Source organism: Pseudomonas sp. NFACC25, from assembly GCF_900100935.1.
In the GTDB taxonomy this organism is placed as follows: domain Bacteria; phylum Pseudomonadota; class Gammaproteobacteria; order Pseudomonadales; family Pseudomonadaceae; genus Aquipseudomonas; species Aquipseudomonas marginalis.
Genome location: NZ_FMUC01000007.1, coordinates 303,817 through 318,656 on the forward strand (window position 1 = coordinate 303,817; position 14,840 = coordinate 318,656).

The window sequence follows — 14,840 nt, forward strand, 5'->3', positions numbered from 1 at the left end:
TGATTTTCACTGGACCGTCTTGACGGTATGTTCGGCGACCCACTGCGCCGCGACTTTCGCGGGGTCCTTGTGATCGATATCAACCAGGCGATTGAGTTGCTTGAGGTCGTCATCGGTCAGCTTTGCAGAAACCTCGTTAAGCACCTGGGTGACTTCCGGGGTCAGCAACGCCTTGCGCCCCAGTGGCGTGATGTTTTGCAGGGGCTGTTGGTGCTTGTCGTCCTCGAGGACAACCCAAGGCTCTTTCGCCAGGATGCCTTGCGTGGAGACCACCGTGGCCACGTCGATGGCGCCGGAGTTCAACGCCAGCCGCGACAAGGGCCCGCCCATGTCCAGCGACTTGACGCTCTTGAAGTTGATGCCGTAGACCGCCTTCAACCCGGGCAGGCCTAACGCGGCCGTGGCGACTTCGGGAGGCCCGCCCAGGGTGAAATCACCCGAGACGGGCGCCAGGTCGGACAAGGTGCGCAGGTTGTACTTTTCTGCGGTCTTTTGGGTGACGGCCCAGGCGGTAATGGAGCCTGCGGACGAAGGCTCAAGCAGCTGGAGGTCCGCCGGCAACTTCTGTTGCAAAGCGCTGAGGATCTCCTTTTGGGTGGTCAGGGCGGTCTTGTCGTCATAGAAACTCAACAGTGACCCCAGGTATTCGGGGACGACGTCTATATCGCCGTTTTCCAGGGCCTGGGCGATGATCTGGCGGTTGCCCAGATTGAGTCGGGTCTTGACGTCTATCCCTTGATTTTTCAAGGCTGACGCATAGATGTTGGCGAGAATCGTCTGCTCGGAAAAATTGGCCCCTCCAATGGTGATGGACTGAGCGCTGGCCAACGCGCTGCCCACCAGCAAGCCTAGCCCCAGCAGCAATGAAACCGAGTGCGCTGAGCGAGCCTTCGAACGTTGTTTGTTTTTCATGTGGGTTTGCACCTCTGCAGAGTTAATACACACTTTCAAGTGCCTCAGGTCATGTAGCGCTTAGTTCGATTTTCCCCGCGCGCCATTTTCTAACCATGAATGTTTCTATCATTGAACAAACCCACTCACTGGCAATCGCCAGTGCCGACACCATCAGTGCGCCGCCAATGATTTGCGGCGTATCATTTCGGCCCAGTCCATCAATCAGAAACCTGCCCAGCCCGCCGAAGCCGGCATACGCGGCGATGGTGGCCGTGGCGATAAGTTGCACCAGGGCTGAGCGGAACCCTGAAAAGATCAGCGGAAAAGCCAGCGGCAACTCGAGCTGAAAAAACATCTGCCCTCTGCGCATGCCCATCGATCTGGCAGCCTGCTTCAGGGATGAATCCACCTGATCGATGCCAACATAGGTATTGGTTAATATCGGCGGGATGCTCATGGTCACCAACGCGATAATCACCGTGCTGGTTTCATAGCCAATAAGCATGATTGCAAGTATCACAATACCCAGGGACGGTAATGCTCGCCCAATATTGAACAGCCCTATCGCCACCTGCGCGCCTTTGCGGTAGTTAGCCAGTAGTACGCCGAGCGGCAACGCTATTGCACAAGCAATAGCCAGGCTCAAGGACACATAATAAATATGCTCTGCCAGCCGAGTCAGTATGCCGTTTTCACCCAACCAATTATCAGGTAGAGAAAACCAAAGGTAGACACTTGCGATCATGTTCATCAGCGCACCCAAGGCACCAGCCATTTATTGATTGAATAAAACAGAAAATCAAAACATAACGCCAACATCACGGTCAGGACCAGGCTGACCGCCACAGGTGTAGTGAAACTTTGGGCCAGCCCGGTAATGAACAACTGGCCCAGTCCGCCTTGACCAATCAAGGCAGTAACCGTCACCAGCCCCACCAACGTGACCGAGGTTGTTCGTAAGCCCGCCAATAACGCAGGCAGCGCCAGTGGAAGTTCAACCCCGAGGAATCTCTGCATGCGCGTATACCCGAGCGCACGGGCTTCCTCCAATACGTCCGCAGGGTTACTCGCAAGTCCCGCCAAGGTGTTCTGCAACACAATAAGCAAGGAATACAGGCTCAAACCAATGACCGCCGTGGTCTTGGATAACCCGGTAAAAGGCATTATCAAAATAAACAGTGCCAGGGACGGAATGGTAAAAAGTATGCCGCAGGCATAAATCATCGGCCGCGCCAATCCTGGCTGCCACAACGTCAAGAGCACCATTGCACCCGCCAACAGCATCCCTATACACAGGCCCAGGGTCACCAGTTGAATATGATCGACTAACAGCTGGCCGATCTGCTGCCAGTTTTCAACGATCCAGGACCAGTCAATCATTGCGCACTTCCGAAGCGGCGTTCATTAAGTGCGCTGTGAAGGCTGGCAATCGACAGGCAACCTTCGTAACCGCCGGCCTCGTCCACGCGAACAACCACCCCCATAGGCGCCGTTAGCATCTTAACCAGGGCGTGATGCAACGAGTCGTGACTCGACACTGTTGTCAGCTCCGGAACAGGCATGTCCGAGTCACTGACCCACTTCAACGGGTTGGACTTGTCATCCAGTAGAAGTTTGAATTCACAACTGATCTCATCCACCGGAAGATCAGAAACCTTCATCAGCGAAAGTCTTTTTAACTGCGGATCTTTGCCGATAAAGCTCCTCACAAACTCGCTGGCAGGATGGGCAAGGATGTTGTGAGGGGTATCGAACTGGACAAGTTTCCCTTCGCCCTCGAAGATCGCAATCCGATCACCAATCTTGATGGCCTCCTCCATATCATGGGTCACCAGGATAATGGTTTTATGCAGACGTCGCTGAAGCGCAACCAGTTCATCCTGCAGTCGCTCGCGTATCACCGGATCAAGCGCGGCAAAGGGTTCGTCCATCAATACAACCGGTGGGTCCGAGGCCAATGCCCTTGCCAGGGCGACACGACTTTGCTGCCCGCCCGACAGCTGGTTAGGGTAGCGGTCCAGAAATTCCGGCTGAAGCCCAACCAGGGAAATGAGCTCGCTCACGCGCCGGCGGATTTTATGTTGGCTCCAGCCCAGCAGCCGCGGGACTGCGCCAATATTTTCGGCAACCGTCTGGTGAGGAAACAAGGCGGCGCTCTGCATCATGAAACCAATGCCGCGACGTAGCGTAACGACGTCAAGTTCATCGGTCGCCACGCCGTTGACACGGATGCGGCCACTGTCCTGGGTATCCAGCCGGTTGATCATGCGCAGAATGGTGGTTTTGCCGCAGCCACTCGGCCCGACAAATACACAGATCTCCCCCTCCCGGACGTGAAGCGTTAAATCGCTCACGGCCATTCGCGGGCTGCCTTTATGAGTTTTCCTGATGGCTTCAAAACGTATCATTTTCCGACGCCCACATTAGCTTGCCTAGTGTTAGTGCTCAGCAGGATGGCGAGGACAATCCACGGGACTGACCAGATGTTTCTGCAATAACTGGAAGTAGCCATGAATGACATAGCCATTGTTTCGCGCGATCCATTGTTCACGCCTGGCTCTATACACCCTGGGTAAGTAAAACCAGGGCAAACCGGGAAGATCGTGATGAACCAGGTGAAGATTGAGGTTGAGAAACAGCCAACTCAACAGCCCCGACGATTCATTGATAACCGTGCGGTGTTCCGGATACGTTGACGGACGATGTTCGTAAAACGACCTGATCATGGCAATCGACAAAGCCGGCAACGAAACCAGGAATAAGTACTGTATGGCACTGATGGCGCTGTATTCCTCAACCAAAGCCAGCACTACGCCAACACTGAGTAGATGCGCGGCCCACATCCGCCAAGCGATTCGGCCGGTATGAAACAGCCCTCTGATTTCGCTACCCGCAAGGGCTATCACCGCCAGTGGCGCGCCCATAAGCAAACGACCGCCCAAGGTCTTGTTTACCCATAACAACGTTCTGATATACCGAGGCGAGCGCAACCAAAAAGCACCGTTGACATAACGACTTTCCGGATCTTGCCCGGGTACCGTCAGCACTTCGTCGTTGTGATGTGCCAAATGGGTGTCCCTGTAAATGTCATAGGGGTACCAAACGGCAAACGGCAGAAATCCCAAGGCCTTGTTTATGGCGGGCCAACGGGTTGGGTGACCATGGATAAGCTCATGCTGAATCGACATCCACAGCACAACCAGTGGCACCAGCAGGACAAGGCTGAATACTTCGCCAAGTACTTGCCCATAAAAAACAATAAACGCCCAGGCCAGATAAAACCCGACTAACAAAAGCCAGGTGGGCCATTCGGTTCTACTGGTCAGGGTAGTGCTCAGCTTGACGATTTCCGCTCGATGAGCGTCATCCAAATAGTTTGGCATTGTTGTCAGTCGCGATAGAACGTGCTCGGAACGGGCGCCCAATCACTCACACTTCAAGCTGCAACCCATAAACCGGGATTACCTGAAGATGAATGGCTGGACTAACGGTATGGAAGTGCCCAACAACGACGATTCACATGGCGTAGAGAAGAAACGCCAAGCCTTCGCTGATTGCACTGCAGGCTTCGCTGTTGGCCTGACAAGGGAGAGGTTTGCCGGTAACGGATGGAACGGCAATGGAAGAAAAAGGACGGGTGCTGATATTGTCGGCGTGAGAAATCGCGACATGGGCGCCGTCATGTGACAGAGCCTCAAGGCTGATTTGGAAGATTCGGGCGCCGGACATAGTCGTACCATAACAATAGGATTGAACATATCCGGCGGTCCGGTGACAGCAAGGTAGCATGATGATTAATACGATCAAGGACTATATTTTATTATGCTTATTCCTAAAATGAATAAGTAATCCAGGCGAATGATGCAAGCCAGCTGCATCGGAACAGACCTCGAATAAAAACAACGGAGGGTTGCCTACCGACTATGAACATTCTCTACGATGAACGCGTCGATGGCGTCCTGCCTGACGTCGACAAACAGGCGCTGCTGCACGCCCTGCAGACTCGCTTGCCTGACCTGGAAATCCTGCACCAGCACGAAGCGCTCAAGCCGTACGAATGCGACGGACTCTCGGCTTATCGCACCACGCCCATGCTGGTGCTGCTGCCGCGCCACATCGATCAGGTCCAGGGCGTGCTTCGAGTCTGCCATGAGCGGCGTGTACCGGTGGTGGCTCGCGGCGCGGGCACCGGGTTGTCCGGCGGTGCGCTGCCGCTGGAAAAAGGCGTGCTGCTGGTGATGGCGCGCTTCAACAACATTCTGCACATCGACCCCGCTGCCCGCACCGCCCGGGTTCAGCCGGGGGTACGCAACCTGGCGATTTCCCAGGCGGCTGCGCCGTTCGGCTTGTATTACGCGCCGGACCCTTCCTCGCAGATCGCCTGTTCCATCGGCGGTAACGTGGCGGAAAACGCCGGTGGCGTGCATTGCCTGAAGTACGGGTTGACCGTGCACAACCTGCTCAAGGTCGACATCCTGACCGTCGACGGCGAACACGTGAGCCTGGGTTCCCAGGCCCTCGATGCTCCGGGTTTCGATCTGCTGGCATTGTTCACCGGCTCCGAAGGCATGCTCGGGGTGATCACCGAGGTCACGGTCAAGCTGCTGCCCAAACCACAAACCGCCAAAGTGTTGCTGGCAGCCTTCGATTGCGTTGAGAAGGCTGGCCGTGCGGTGGGTGACATCATTGCCGCCGGCATCATCCCGGGCGGCCTGGAGATGATGGACAACCTGGCCATTCGCGCCGCCGAAGACTTCATTCTCGCCGGCTACCCGGTGGACGCCGAAGCGATTCTGTTGTGTGAACTCGATGGCGTGGAAGCCGACGTCCACGACGACTGCCACCGCGTGCGCCAGGTGCTGGAGCAGGCCGGCGCCACCGAAGTGCGCCAGGCTCGGGATGAGGCTGAACGCGTGGGTTTCTGGGCCGGGCGCAAGAATGCGTTTCCGGCGGTGGGCCGCCTCTCACCGGATTATTACTGCATGGACGGGACGATCCCGCGTCGCGAACTGCCTGGGGTGCTGCACGCTATCGCGGCGTTATCGACCGAGTACGGCCTGCGGGTGGCGAATGTTTTCCACGCCGGCGACGGCAACATGCACCCGCTGATCCTGTTCGATGCCAATCAACCGGGCGAACTCGACCGCGCCGAAGCCCTGGGCGGCAAGATCCTCGAATTGTGCGTGAAGGTCGGCGGCAGCATTACCGGTGAACACGGTGTGGGCCGCGAGAAGATCAATCAGATGTGCGCCCAGTTCAACAGCGATGAGCTGACCATATTCCACGCCGTCAAAGCCGCCTTCGACCCGGGCGGATTGCTCAACCCCGGCAAGAACATCCCGACGTTGCATCGATGCGCCGAGTTTGGCGCCATGCACGTTCATCTGGGTCAGATGCCCTTCCCCGACCTGGAGCGTTTCTGATGCGCAGCGAACACCCTATCGACGCCAGCGCAGCGCTGCTGGAGCAGGTCAACCAGGCGCTGAACGACGCCACGCCGCTGCGTATCCAGGGCTCCAACAGCAAGGCGTTCCTCGGCCGCGCAGTCACCGGGGAAGTCCTCGACACCCGCGTCCACCGGGGCATCGTCAGCTACGACCCCACGGAACTGGTGATCACCGCCCGTTGCGGCACGCCCTTGGCGGAGCTGGCAGAAGTGCTGGACGCCGCGCACCAGATGCTGCCCTGCGAACCGCCCTCCTTCGGTGAGCACGCCACCGTCGGCGGCATGATTGCCTGCGGACTCTCGGGACCGCGACGCCCCTGGTCAGGATCGGTCCGCGACTTTGTCCTCGGGACGCGGGTCATCACCGGACAGGGCAAGCATTTGCGCTTCGGCGGCGAGGTCATGAAGAACGTCGCCGGCTACGACCTGTCGCGCTTGATGGCCGGCAGTTACGGCGCACTTGGGGTGGTGACCGAAGTGTCCCTCAAGGTCCTGCCCAAACCACGGCAAACCTTGAGTATCAGCCTGGAAATGGACACCGACCGTGCCTTGCTGCGCCTGGCGGAATGGGGGCAGCAACCGCTGCCGATCAGCGCGGCGTGTCACGATGGCCAGCGCCTGCACCTGCGGCTCGAAGGGGGTGAAGGCTCGGTGGCGGCGGCCCATGAGCGCTTGGGCGGCGAGGTGCTGGACGCTGCCTACTGGCAAGACCTGAACGAACACCGGCTGGGTTTTTTCGATGGGGATCTGCCCCTTTGGCGCCTGTCCTTGCCGCACAACACGCCCCGACTGGCGCTGCCAGGTACCCAATTGATCGACTGGGGTGGCGCCCAGCGCTGGCTCAAATCCGACGCCGACGCGAGGGTCATTCGCGCGGTGGTCGAAAAAGCCGGCGGGCATGGGACCTGCTACCACCCGGGCCTGATCGACAGTCCCTTCCAACCGCTGCCCGACACGTTGATGCGCTACCACCGGAACCTGAAGCAGCAACTCGATCCACGGGGCATCTTCAACCCCGGTCGCCTGTACGCGGAGCTTTGAACCATGCAGACCACCTTGAGCGAAGACGCCCGCCGACTGCCGCGCGCCGAAGAAGCCGAACGCATCCTGCGCAGTTGCGTGCACTGCGGTTTTTGCAATGCCACCTGCCCGACTTATCAACTGCTGGGCGATGAACTGGATGGCCCGAGGGGACGCATCTACCTGATCAAGCAGGTGCTCGAAGGCAATGAAGTCACGCAAAAGACCCAGCAACACCTGGACCGGTGCCTGTCCTGCCGTAACTGCGAAACCACCTGCCCCTCTGGCGTCGACTATCACAACTTGCTCGACATCGGCCGGGCGGTGGTCGACGCGGCAGTGCAACGCCCACTCAGTCAGCGTTTGCTGCGCGAGGGGTTGCGCAGCGTCGTTCCCAATCCCGCCCTATTCAACCTGCTGATCGGCAGTGGCCAGCTATTTCGGGCATTGTTGCCCAACACCTTGCAGGCCAAGTTGCCTCGCCGCGTCTACCCGCCCAAACCGCGCCCGACCACGCGCCACGCCCGCCAGGTATTGATGCTTGAGGGCTGCGTGCAACCGAGTCTGTCCCCCAATACCAACGCCGCCACGGCGCGGGTGCTGGATCGCCTGGGGATCAGCGTCATATCCACCCGCGAGGCAGGCTGCTGCGGTGCGGTGGATTATCACCTCGACGCTCAGGCGGCGGGCCTTGAGCGCGCCCGGCGCAACATCGATGCATGGTGGCCGAGCATCGAAAACGGGGCCGAGGCCATTGTGCAAACCGCCAGCGGCTGCGGGGCCTTTATCAAGGATTACGGCCACCTGCTCAGCACCGACCCGGCGTATGCCGACAAGGCGCACAGGGTCAGTGCCCTGGCCAGGGACCTGGTTGAAGTGCTGCGCGGCGAGCCGCTGGATAAGCTCGGTGTACACAGCGACCAGCGCCTGGCGTTCCACTGCCCCTGCACCTTGCAGCACGCGCAAAAACTCGGCGGAGCCGTTGAAACCCTGCTGACAAGCCTGGGCTTCAACCTGACCGCGGTTCCCGACGGCCACCTGTGCTGCGGCTCGGCGGGCACCTATTCGCTGACCCAGCCCGAATTGTCGCGGCAACTGCGCGATAACAAGCTGAATGCGTTGGAAAGCGGCCACCCCGACGTCATCGTCACCGCCAATATAGGCTGTCAGTCCCACCTTGACGGAGCAGGACGCACCCCGGTCAGGCACTGGATCGAACTGGTCGAGGCCGCGTTGCCCTCGCCAGGTACTGGAGAATCCTTGCGGCTGCACGCATCGAAGCCCCCAGCAAACTAGCCGGGGCGCAATGCCTGGATTGAATCGGCCCCCTGTGGTGAGCGGGCTTGCCCCGCGCTGGGGTGCGAAGCAGCCCCTGATGAAGACGAATGCGGTGTATCAGGCACGCCTCTGCGCCTGGTTTTGGGGCTGCTGCGCAGCCCAACGCGGGGCAAGCCCGATCACCACAACAAGCCCGCTCGCCACAGGTTTCTTTGCGCTCTCCCGGACAGGGTTCAGCCACGGCGGCCTTAAGCAAGCGTGAGGAACAATGCCGAGGTCCAGACCCGGGACTGGTCGCGTTGGCGCGCGCAGATGAACAGCGGATGCTCGCGCCCCGCGTGCAGATTGAGTGGTGCCAGCTCGATCTGCCCCTGCAGTTCACGGGGCAGCGCTTCGGCGGTGGTCCTTTCCAGGGAGACTTTCAGCTCAGCCCCTGGCAGCTCTTCGATCACCTGGGATTGCGCCAGCAGTTCTTCGCCGGACAGTTCCATCAGCACCGTCGGCGCATGCACGTAGGGCTGCGGTTCGGACGGATCGCCGACCTTGATGTAGTTGTCGATGCGGCTGCGGACCTGCAACGTCGCGCCGGCCAATTGCGACAGGTCGATTTCGATGCTGTCGGTGTCGCCGTTGGTGTCGGTGCGAAAGGCCAGGGTCGTGGCGTCCTTGCGCCATACGGTTTGCTCCGGATGATCGAGGCCCAAGGCGCGAAAACCATTGATGACCGCGCCCGTCACCCGGATTTCGCCGGTCCAGTACGCGCCGCGATAACGGTCCTTGATGCGTGCGCCCCCCAGGCGCAGCCGGATGCGTTGGGCGGAAAACCCCAGCTCCTGATGCAGGTTGCGCGACCAGATCAGTTTATCGCCGTCGAACAGGTCCACCTGCTCCCAGCCCGCCTCGCCCAGCAATCGATAGTCCAGCGTCGCATTCGAATCGGCGCTGAAGACCTCGCCCATGAAGTGCTGGCCCTGGCGCAGGCTGGCAAATGCACGCTCGCCCGTCGTGGCAAAGGTGCGACGGGCGCGAAGGGCCTTGCCGACACTCGAACGGTCGAAAGACTCGGCAATCACACCGGTCAACCCGCCGCGAGAGCCAAACACGGCCGTGGCCGGAACCCCGCCGCCGCAACGGCCCTGATGCTCATCGCTGTTCGCCGCGGCGCCGACCCGATAGCCACGCTGAAGGGCTTCGGCGTAGACCCAATGGAACTGGCCCCAGGCCGAGCCGACTTCGATCAAGCGTTCCAGCTCCGGATGGTGCCAGTCGAGGTTGCAGCGGCGCCCACCGACATGGGGCATCATCAGGTGACCTTCCGGGTCTTTCGCATAGGCCGCGTACAACTCGTCCACCGGCCAGGCGCCCGGTTTGATGGTGCCGGCAGTGAACTCGTTCCACTCGAACGAGCGCACCAGGCGCCCTTGGTTGTCGAACGGAAACTCGGGCTTGCGATCATGCAGGAACACCACGTTACGGTCGCCGCCCGCGCAGGAGTTGCCGCACCACTCGGTGCCGGGGTAGCAGACGAAGCGGCCGGGCTCGTTGAGTTCGTGAATCAGCTTCACCGCCTGATCCCAGCGTTGCTCGGTGATATTGAAGTCGTTGGCGGTGTAGCCGAGCACATCGAGGCCGGCGACATCGCGGCCGTAGCTGAGGTTGTAGAGCGTGTCGTTGGTGCCCACGGTGTCATCGGAGTGCACATGCAGGTCGGCGTACAGCGGGCGCAATGCGCTGCCGGCCGGGTCAACCGTCACGAAGGCCTGGGCGCCACGCACGCCGGGCGCCTGCACCTCGGCGGACAAACGCCACTCGCCCACCGCCCCGAGGTCAAACCCCTCGAGCCGCACCGTCGCCCACCCTTCATTGGCCAGGGTAAACCCTTGCTGGCGCTCGCCGCCTTCCGGATCAACCAGGGTCAGTACCCCGTTGAGCGGCAGGTTGCGGCACGTGTTGCCCCAGGCATCGTCGACTCGCAGCAGCACGTCGAACGCCTCACCGGCGCCGACCAGGCGCGGCACAATCAGCTGCACACTCTGCGCCGGTCCCGGCACGATGTTCAGCAACGGATCGCCGGGCACCTCGGCAAATTTCGAGCTGCCCAAGGGGTCGATAAACAGCCGGAAACGGAAGTCTTTCTCGACGAAACTCTGCACCCGTGTGCCCGCCCCGCCCTGGCGACGGTCACCCAGGCGAATAGTGATTTTGTCGCCGGGATTCAGGTAGCCGTCGATGATATCGATGATGATCGCTTTCTGGAACGGCCGTTCGTGACCCTTCTGGTCGAAGCGCACTTTCAGGTGCTGCACGGTGGCTTGGCTCTGCCCGGGGACCAACTCGCCCGCCTGGTACTCGGCACTGACGTAGTTGGGACCGGCCGGGTTCGAGGTCTGGAACAGTGCCCAATCGGAGTAGAACTTGAACGCCAGTTTCAACCAGGCGCCATCCGCCAGGCCGCTGCCGCCGACCTCGTAGACCAGGGTGATTTCATCCCATTGCCCGGCAATCAGCGTGTCCCGATCACAGTCGATGCTGCCGAGGAACGGGCGTTGCTTGTTGCGTTCGTAGAGGCCTTGGGGGGCGATGTAATGCCCGGCTTCGCGGGGATCGAATACGTTACTCACATGACACCTCGTGCAGTGGTCCACTGAAGGTTTGAAAGGGTTCGAAGGCAAAGGACGATGCTTACTGCACGCGCCATTTCTGGTAGTGACGCTCGATGCGCCGGAACACAAAACTCTCCATCAGCCAGGCAATCAGGCCGATCAGCACGATGCCCAGCAGCACCTGGCTGCTGTTGCCGATCTGCCCGCCGGTGGAGACCATCCAGCCGATGCCCTGGGAGGCGCCGATCATTTCTGCGGCGACCAGTGCCCGCCAGCCCTGACTGAAACCGATGCGCAAGGCCGCCGTCACGAAGGGCAATGAGGCCGGCAGGTAAACGTGGGCCAGCAATTGCCAGGGGTTGGCACCCAAGGTGCGCGCCGCGCGGACTTCGCCACTGCGAATGCTCTGCACGCCTTCCTGGATGGTCACCGCCATGGGGAACATCGCGGCAATGAAAATCACCAGCACGATGGAGACATAGCCCAGGCCGAAAATGATCATGATCAGCGGCGCCCAGGCAATCGGCGGGATCGCCATGAACAGGCTGTTGAGCGGCGAGATGAAATCGCGAAAGCGCGAAGACAAGCCGCCGGCCGTGCCCAGCACAATCGCGACAAGCACCGCCGCACAGAAGCCGCCGACTTCCTCCAGGACGCTCGCCCTGAGGTGCTGCCACAGCGAACTGTCGCTGAGCCAACGCAGCGCTTCGCGCGCCACATCCCAGGGCTGCGGCAGGATGTAGGTGGGAAAGCGGCTGGCCAGGGCCATCCAGATCAACAGCAGGAATGGCAGCGAAGCCCATCCCCAATTAGGTTTTGGCAAGGACATGACAGGCTCAGACTCAGCGCGAGGCTTTTTCCAGGTAGGCGGTATCCACGATCTGCTCGGTCTTGAGCGTGGTGTCGATAAAGCCCAGGTCGTGGGAATAATTCATCAGGCGCTGGATGAATTCGATATCCGCAGGCTGCAAGTCCGCCGACCAGCCCAATCGCGTGCGCGCCTGGGCGACGATGGCCTCCGGGGCAATGGTCTTGCCGTCAGGCCCCTGGACCGCTTCAAGCTTGAACGCCTCGGCGATGATGCGATTCGACTCGTCGGGATGCTCGTTGAGGAACGCGATGGCCTTGCGGTGCGCACGCAGCAGCTTGACCACGTCGTCCGGTCGCTCCTGCAAGGTTTTGGGCAGCGCGATCACCACGTACCACGGGTAGTTCGGCAGCGCCTGGTTGACGTCGAGCAGAATCCGGCTCGACCCGCGCAGCAACGATTGGCTGACAAAGGGTTCCCAGGAAAACGCCGCGTCGACGATACCGCGCTCCAGCGCCGCGTTCATGTTGCCGGGTGGCATGTCGATGATGTCGAGGTCCTTGTCCGGGTTGAGCCCGGCTTTTTCTTTCAGCACATAGCCGCGCAACAACACGTCCATGCCACTGCCCTTCTTGACCCCGGCAAGCTTTTTGCCCTTGAGCTGCTCCAGGCTGTTGATCTGGCTATTTGCATCGACAATCACCGCCGCCTGACCGTAATTGACCTTGGCCAGAATCCGGCTTTGCAAGCCTCGGGAGAACCATTGGTACACCGGCGGCGTGCCGACATAGGCCACGTCCAGCTCATTGGCGGCCAGCGCCTGTTGGATCACCGGGCCATCGCCCAAGGCCTTGAGGTCGACATTCAAGCCTTCCTCGCGGTAGTAACCCTGCTTGTCGGCGATCAGCGCCGGAGCGTTGGCCATGGCGAACACATACCCCACGCGCAGGGGTTTCTCTTCAGCGGCCACGGCACCTGTGCTGCTTGCCAAGGCGGCAACAGACAAGGAAAGAGCAAGCAGCGAACGTTTGATCATGGGGTTAACTCGGGTTGGCAGGTGGGGTTAGGGATGGCTTCGGCCGCGCCCATGACCTGGGAAATGCGCTCCATCAGCTCATTGCGGTAATCGAGAAAGGCCGGCAGGCGTCGTGTTTTGAGGTTGGAACGCGGGCGCGGCAAATGGATATCCAGTTCGCTATGGATACCGCCGGGGGCGATGTTGAGCACGATGACCCGGTCGGCCAGGAACACCGCTTCGTCGATGTCGTGGGTGATGAACAGCACCGTCTGACCCAGCTCGGCCCAGATCCGCAGCGTCTCTTCATTCATGCTGTTGCGGCTGATGGCATCCAGCGCGGCGAAGGGTTCGTCCATCAGCAATACGCTGGGCTCCAATGCCAAGGTCCTGGCCAGGGAGACGCGCTGCTGCATGCCGCCCGACAGCTGATGGGGCAAGCGCTGTGCAGCGTTCTCCAGGCCGACCAGGCGCAAATACTGCAACGCCTGGGCACGCTGTTGCGCCTCGCTGAGCTGCGCCGTCATCCGCAGGCCGAAACGCACGTTCTCCAGCGCGCTCAACCAGGGAAACAACTGCGGCGCCTGAAACACATACCCCAACTCCGAGCGCTCCGGGCGCACGGCGGTCTGGTTGATGCTGATCCGGCCGCTCTGGGGTTGCTGAAAACCCGACAACAGATTCAGCAACGTGGTTTTTCCGCAGCCCGACGGCCCGAGGATCGCGACGAATTCGCCCGGCTTGGCATTCAGGCTGAACGCGTTGAACACCCGATGGCCGTTGGGGTAGCTGAAACTGATGTGATCGACCGTCAGGGCGTCGGCTTGCGGTGGTGCGTAAGGCAAGGAGTCGGGCATGGCAAGTATCGTCAGGTCGTTTACAATGGGAATGCCTGACATAATACGTATTAATACAAGTTATCCCAATAACCTATTTTTATAACCTTAGAAGTGAAGGCGCACCGCCCCACTCCTAGGCCCCTGGAAGCCGACCGTGTCCACGTCCATTCTGCGCGACAGCACCACCTCGCTCTACGAACAGATCGCCCATCGTTTGCTGGAAGAGATTCAGCGCGGCGATTTCGAACCCACCGGCAAACTGCCGTCAGAAGCCGAACTGGGCGAACGCTTTGGCGTGAGTCGCGTCACGGTGCGCCTGGCGGTGGGCAAGCTCAGCGACGACGGCGTGGTGGAGCGCAAGCAAGGCAAGGGCACGTTCGTCGCCGCGAAGCAGGTTCGGCATGGCCTGGATGCGTTGCGCAGTTTCCATGAAGCCTTGTTATTGCAAGGGCTCAAACCGAGCATGCAGGTGATCAGCCACACGCTGCAGCCCGTTCCGGAAGCCTTGATGGCGTTGTTTGAAGGCGCCCACGATTGCCTGCTGCTGGAGCGCCTGCATTTCGTGGACGATGAGCCCATCGCCCTGGGCCGCAGCCATCTACCGGCCGAGTTGGCCGGCGTGGTCTGGACAGACGTCGAGCATCAACCAATCTACTCGATCCTGGAATCGATCACCGGCCAGGCCGTCACCCGTGCCGACCTGGCCATCCGTGCGCAAGCAGCCGATGCAAGCCTGTCCAGTGCCCTGCACGTCAAACGCGGTGCCGCATTGCTGGTGATGGAACGCAGCTCTTACTTTGCCGACGGCCGTTGCTGCGACCGCACCACCTTCTTTATCCGTCCGGAACGCTATGCGTTTGTCCTCAGCGGCGTATTCAAATCCGGCCCTGCCAAATAACGATCTGTACAGGTCATTTGAAGGGATCGGCAGACACGC

14 protein-coding genes are annotated in these 14,840 nt (G+C 60.4%); 5 read left to right on the plus strand and 9 right to left on the minus strand.

Translation table 11 applies throughout. The annotated features are described in order from the left end of the window. Positions 1-6: 6 nt before the first annotated feature. From BLQ09_RS18130 to BLQ09_RS18150, 5 genes are read right to left on the minus strand one after another with little or no spacing between them, the layout of a single operon-like run. Positions 7-912 (minus strand): ABC transporter substrate-binding protein, encoded by a 906-nt coding sequence (locus BLQ09_RS18130; protein WP_092358108.1) that lies wholly within the window; start codon positions 910-912, stop codon positions 7-9. A 49-nt stretch (positions 913-961) separates the two neighbouring features. Next, entirely contained in the window at positions 962-1,645 is a 684-nt protein-coding gene (locus tag BLQ09_RS18135) for an ABC transporter permease (protein WP_043293549.1), read from the minus strand. Then, positions 1,645-2,274 carry an ABC transporter permease gene (locus tag BLQ09_RS18140; RefSeq protein ID WP_027605716.1) on the minus strand — a complete coding sequence of 210 codons (630 nt, stop codon included), beginning with the start codon at positions 2,272-2,274 and terminating at the stop codon, positions 1,645-1,647. The genes BLQ09_RS18135 and BLQ09_RS18140 overlap by 1 nt, the downstream gene beginning before the upstream one ends. Further along, positions 2,271-3,302 carry an ABC transporter ATP-binding protein gene (locus BLQ09_RS18145; RefSeq protein WP_092358110.1) on the minus strand — a complete coding sequence of 344 codons (1,032 nt, stop codon included), beginning with the start codon at positions 3,300-3,302 and terminating at the stop codon, positions 2,271-2,273. The genes BLQ09_RS18140 and BLQ09_RS18145 overlap by 4 nt, the downstream gene beginning before the upstream one ends. Positions 3,303-3,332: 30 nt before the next feature. After that, the gene (locus BLQ09_RS18150; RefSeq protein ID WP_092358112.1) at positions 3,333-4,277 is read right to left on the minus strand and encodes a fatty acid desaturase; all 945 of its coding nucleotides are present in this window, start codon (positions 4,275-4,277) and stop codon (positions 3,333-3,335) included. 109 nt (positions 4,278-4,386) lie between these two features. Between BLQ09_RS18150 and BLQ09_RS18155 the strand changes: the two genes are divergently transcribed. The 4 genes from BLQ09_RS18155 (at position 4,387) to glcF (ending at position 8,656) form a co-directional block, all read left to right on the plus strand. Further along, entirely contained in the window at positions 4,387-4,581 is a 195-nt protein-coding gene (locus BLQ09_RS18155) for a hypothetical protein (protein ID WP_027605713.1), read from the plus strand. A 236-nt stretch (positions 4,582-4,817) separates the two neighbouring features. Continuing rightward, positions 4,818-6,317 (plus strand): glycolate oxidase subunit GlcD, encoded by a 1,500-nt coding sequence (gene glcD / locus BLQ09_RS18160; RefSeq protein WP_092358114.1) that lies wholly within the window; start codon positions 4,818-4,820, stop codon positions 6,315-6,317. After that, positions 6,317-7,381: a glycolate oxidase subunit GlcE gene (gene glcE, locus BLQ09_RS18165; RefSeq protein ID WP_092358116.1), complete on the plus strand. Its 1,065-nt coding sequence runs from the start codon at positions 6,317-6,319 to the stop codon at positions 7,379-7,381. The genes glcD and glcE overlap by 1 nt, the downstream gene beginning before the upstream one ends. Before the next feature lie 3 nt (positions 7,382-7,384). After that, positions 7,385-8,656, plus strand: a complete 1,272-nt coding sequence (gene glcF / locus BLQ09_RS18170) for a glycolate oxidase subunit GlcF (RefSeq protein ID WP_092358118.1) — start codon at positions 7,385-7,387, stop codon at positions 8,654-8,656. A 230-nt stretch (positions 8,657-8,886) separates the two neighbouring features. On the opposite strand, the gene BLQ09_RS18175 is transcribed toward glcF, so the two are convergent. The 4 genes from BLQ09_RS18175 to BLQ09_RS18190 form a co-directional block, all read right to left on the minus strand. Next, complete coding sequence (locus tag BLQ09_RS18175) at positions 8,887-11,259, minus strand: DUF4232 domain-containing protein (RefSeq protein WP_092358120.1); 2,373 nt, start codon at positions 11,257-11,259, stop codon at positions 8,887-8,889. Between the two features lie 61 nt (positions 11,260-11,320). After that, a complete protein-coding gene (locus tag BLQ09_RS18180) occupies positions 11,321-12,070 on the minus strand; it encodes an ABC transporter permease (protein ID WP_092358122.1) in 750 nt (249 codons plus the stop codon). Between the two features lie 13 nt (positions 12,071-12,083). Then, the gene (locus tag BLQ09_RS18185) at positions 12,084-13,085 is read right to left on the minus strand and encodes an ABC transporter substrate-binding protein (RefSeq protein ID WP_092358124.1); all 1,002 of its coding nucleotides are present in this window, start codon (positions 13,083-13,085) and stop codon (positions 12,084-12,086) included. Then, positions 13,082-13,921, minus strand: coding sequence for an ABC transporter ATP-binding protein (locus BLQ09_RS18190; protein ID WP_092358126.1), 840 nt, complete (start codon positions 13,919-13,921; stop codon positions 13,082-13,084). The genes BLQ09_RS18185 and BLQ09_RS18190 overlap by 4 nt, the downstream gene beginning before the upstream one ends. Before the next feature lie 136 nt (positions 13,922-14,057). On the opposite strand from BLQ09_RS18190, the gene BLQ09_RS18195 reads away from it, so the two are divergent. Continuing rightward, positions 14,058-14,801, plus strand: a complete 744-nt coding sequence (locus tag BLQ09_RS18195) for a GntR family transcriptional regulator (RefSeq protein ID WP_092358128.1) — start codon at positions 14,058-14,060, stop codon at positions 14,799-14,801. The last annotated feature ends 39 nt before the right edge of the window (positions 14,802-14,840 follow it).

Coding starts and splice junctions, on each gene's coding strand:
- BLQ09_RS18190 (WP_092358126.1), bottom strand. CDS start 13,921: ATGCCCGACTCCTTGCCTTACGCACCACCGCAAGCCGACGCCCTGACG.
- glcF (WP_092358118.1), top strand. CDS start 7,385: ATGCAGACCACCTTGAGCGAAGACGCCCGCCGACTGCCGCGCGCCGAA.
- glcD (WP_092358114.1), top strand. CDS start 4,818: ATGAACATTCTCTACGATGAACGCGTCGATGGCGTCCTGCCTGACGTC.
- BLQ09_RS18130 (WP_092358108.1), bottom strand. CDS start 912: ATGAAAAACAAACAACGTTCGAAGGCTCGCTCAGCGCACTCGGTTTCA.
- BLQ09_RS18140 (WP_027605716.1), bottom strand. CDS start 2,274: ATGATTGACTGGTCCTGGATCGTTGAAAACTGGCAGCAGATCGGCCAG.
- BLQ09_RS18155 (WP_027605713.1), top strand. CDS start 4,387: ATGGAAGTGCCCAACAACGACGATTCACATGGCGTAGAGAAGAAACGC.
- BLQ09_RS18150 (WP_092358112.1), bottom strand. CDS start 4,277: ATGCCAAACTATTTGGATGACGCTCATCGAGCGGAAATCGTCAAGCTG.
- BLQ09_RS18135 (WP_043293549.1), bottom strand. CDS start 1,645: ATGAACATGATCGCAAGTGTCTACCTTTGGTTTTCTCTACCTGATAAT.
- BLQ09_RS18145 (WP_092358110.1), bottom strand. CDS start 3,302: ATGATACGTTTTGAAGCCATCAGGAAAACTCATAAAGGCAGCCCGCGA.
- BLQ09_RS18180 (WP_092358122.1), bottom strand. CDS start 12,070: ATGTCCTTGCCAAAACCTAATTGGGGATGGGCTTCGCTGCCATTCCTG.
- glcE (WP_092358116.1), top strand. CDS start 6,317: ATGCGCAGCGAACACCCTATCGACGCCAGCGCAGCGCTGCTGGAGCAG.
- BLQ09_RS18185 (WP_092358124.1), bottom strand. CDS start 13,085: ATGATCAAACGTTCGCTGCTTGCTCTTTCCTTGTCTGTTGCCGCCTTG.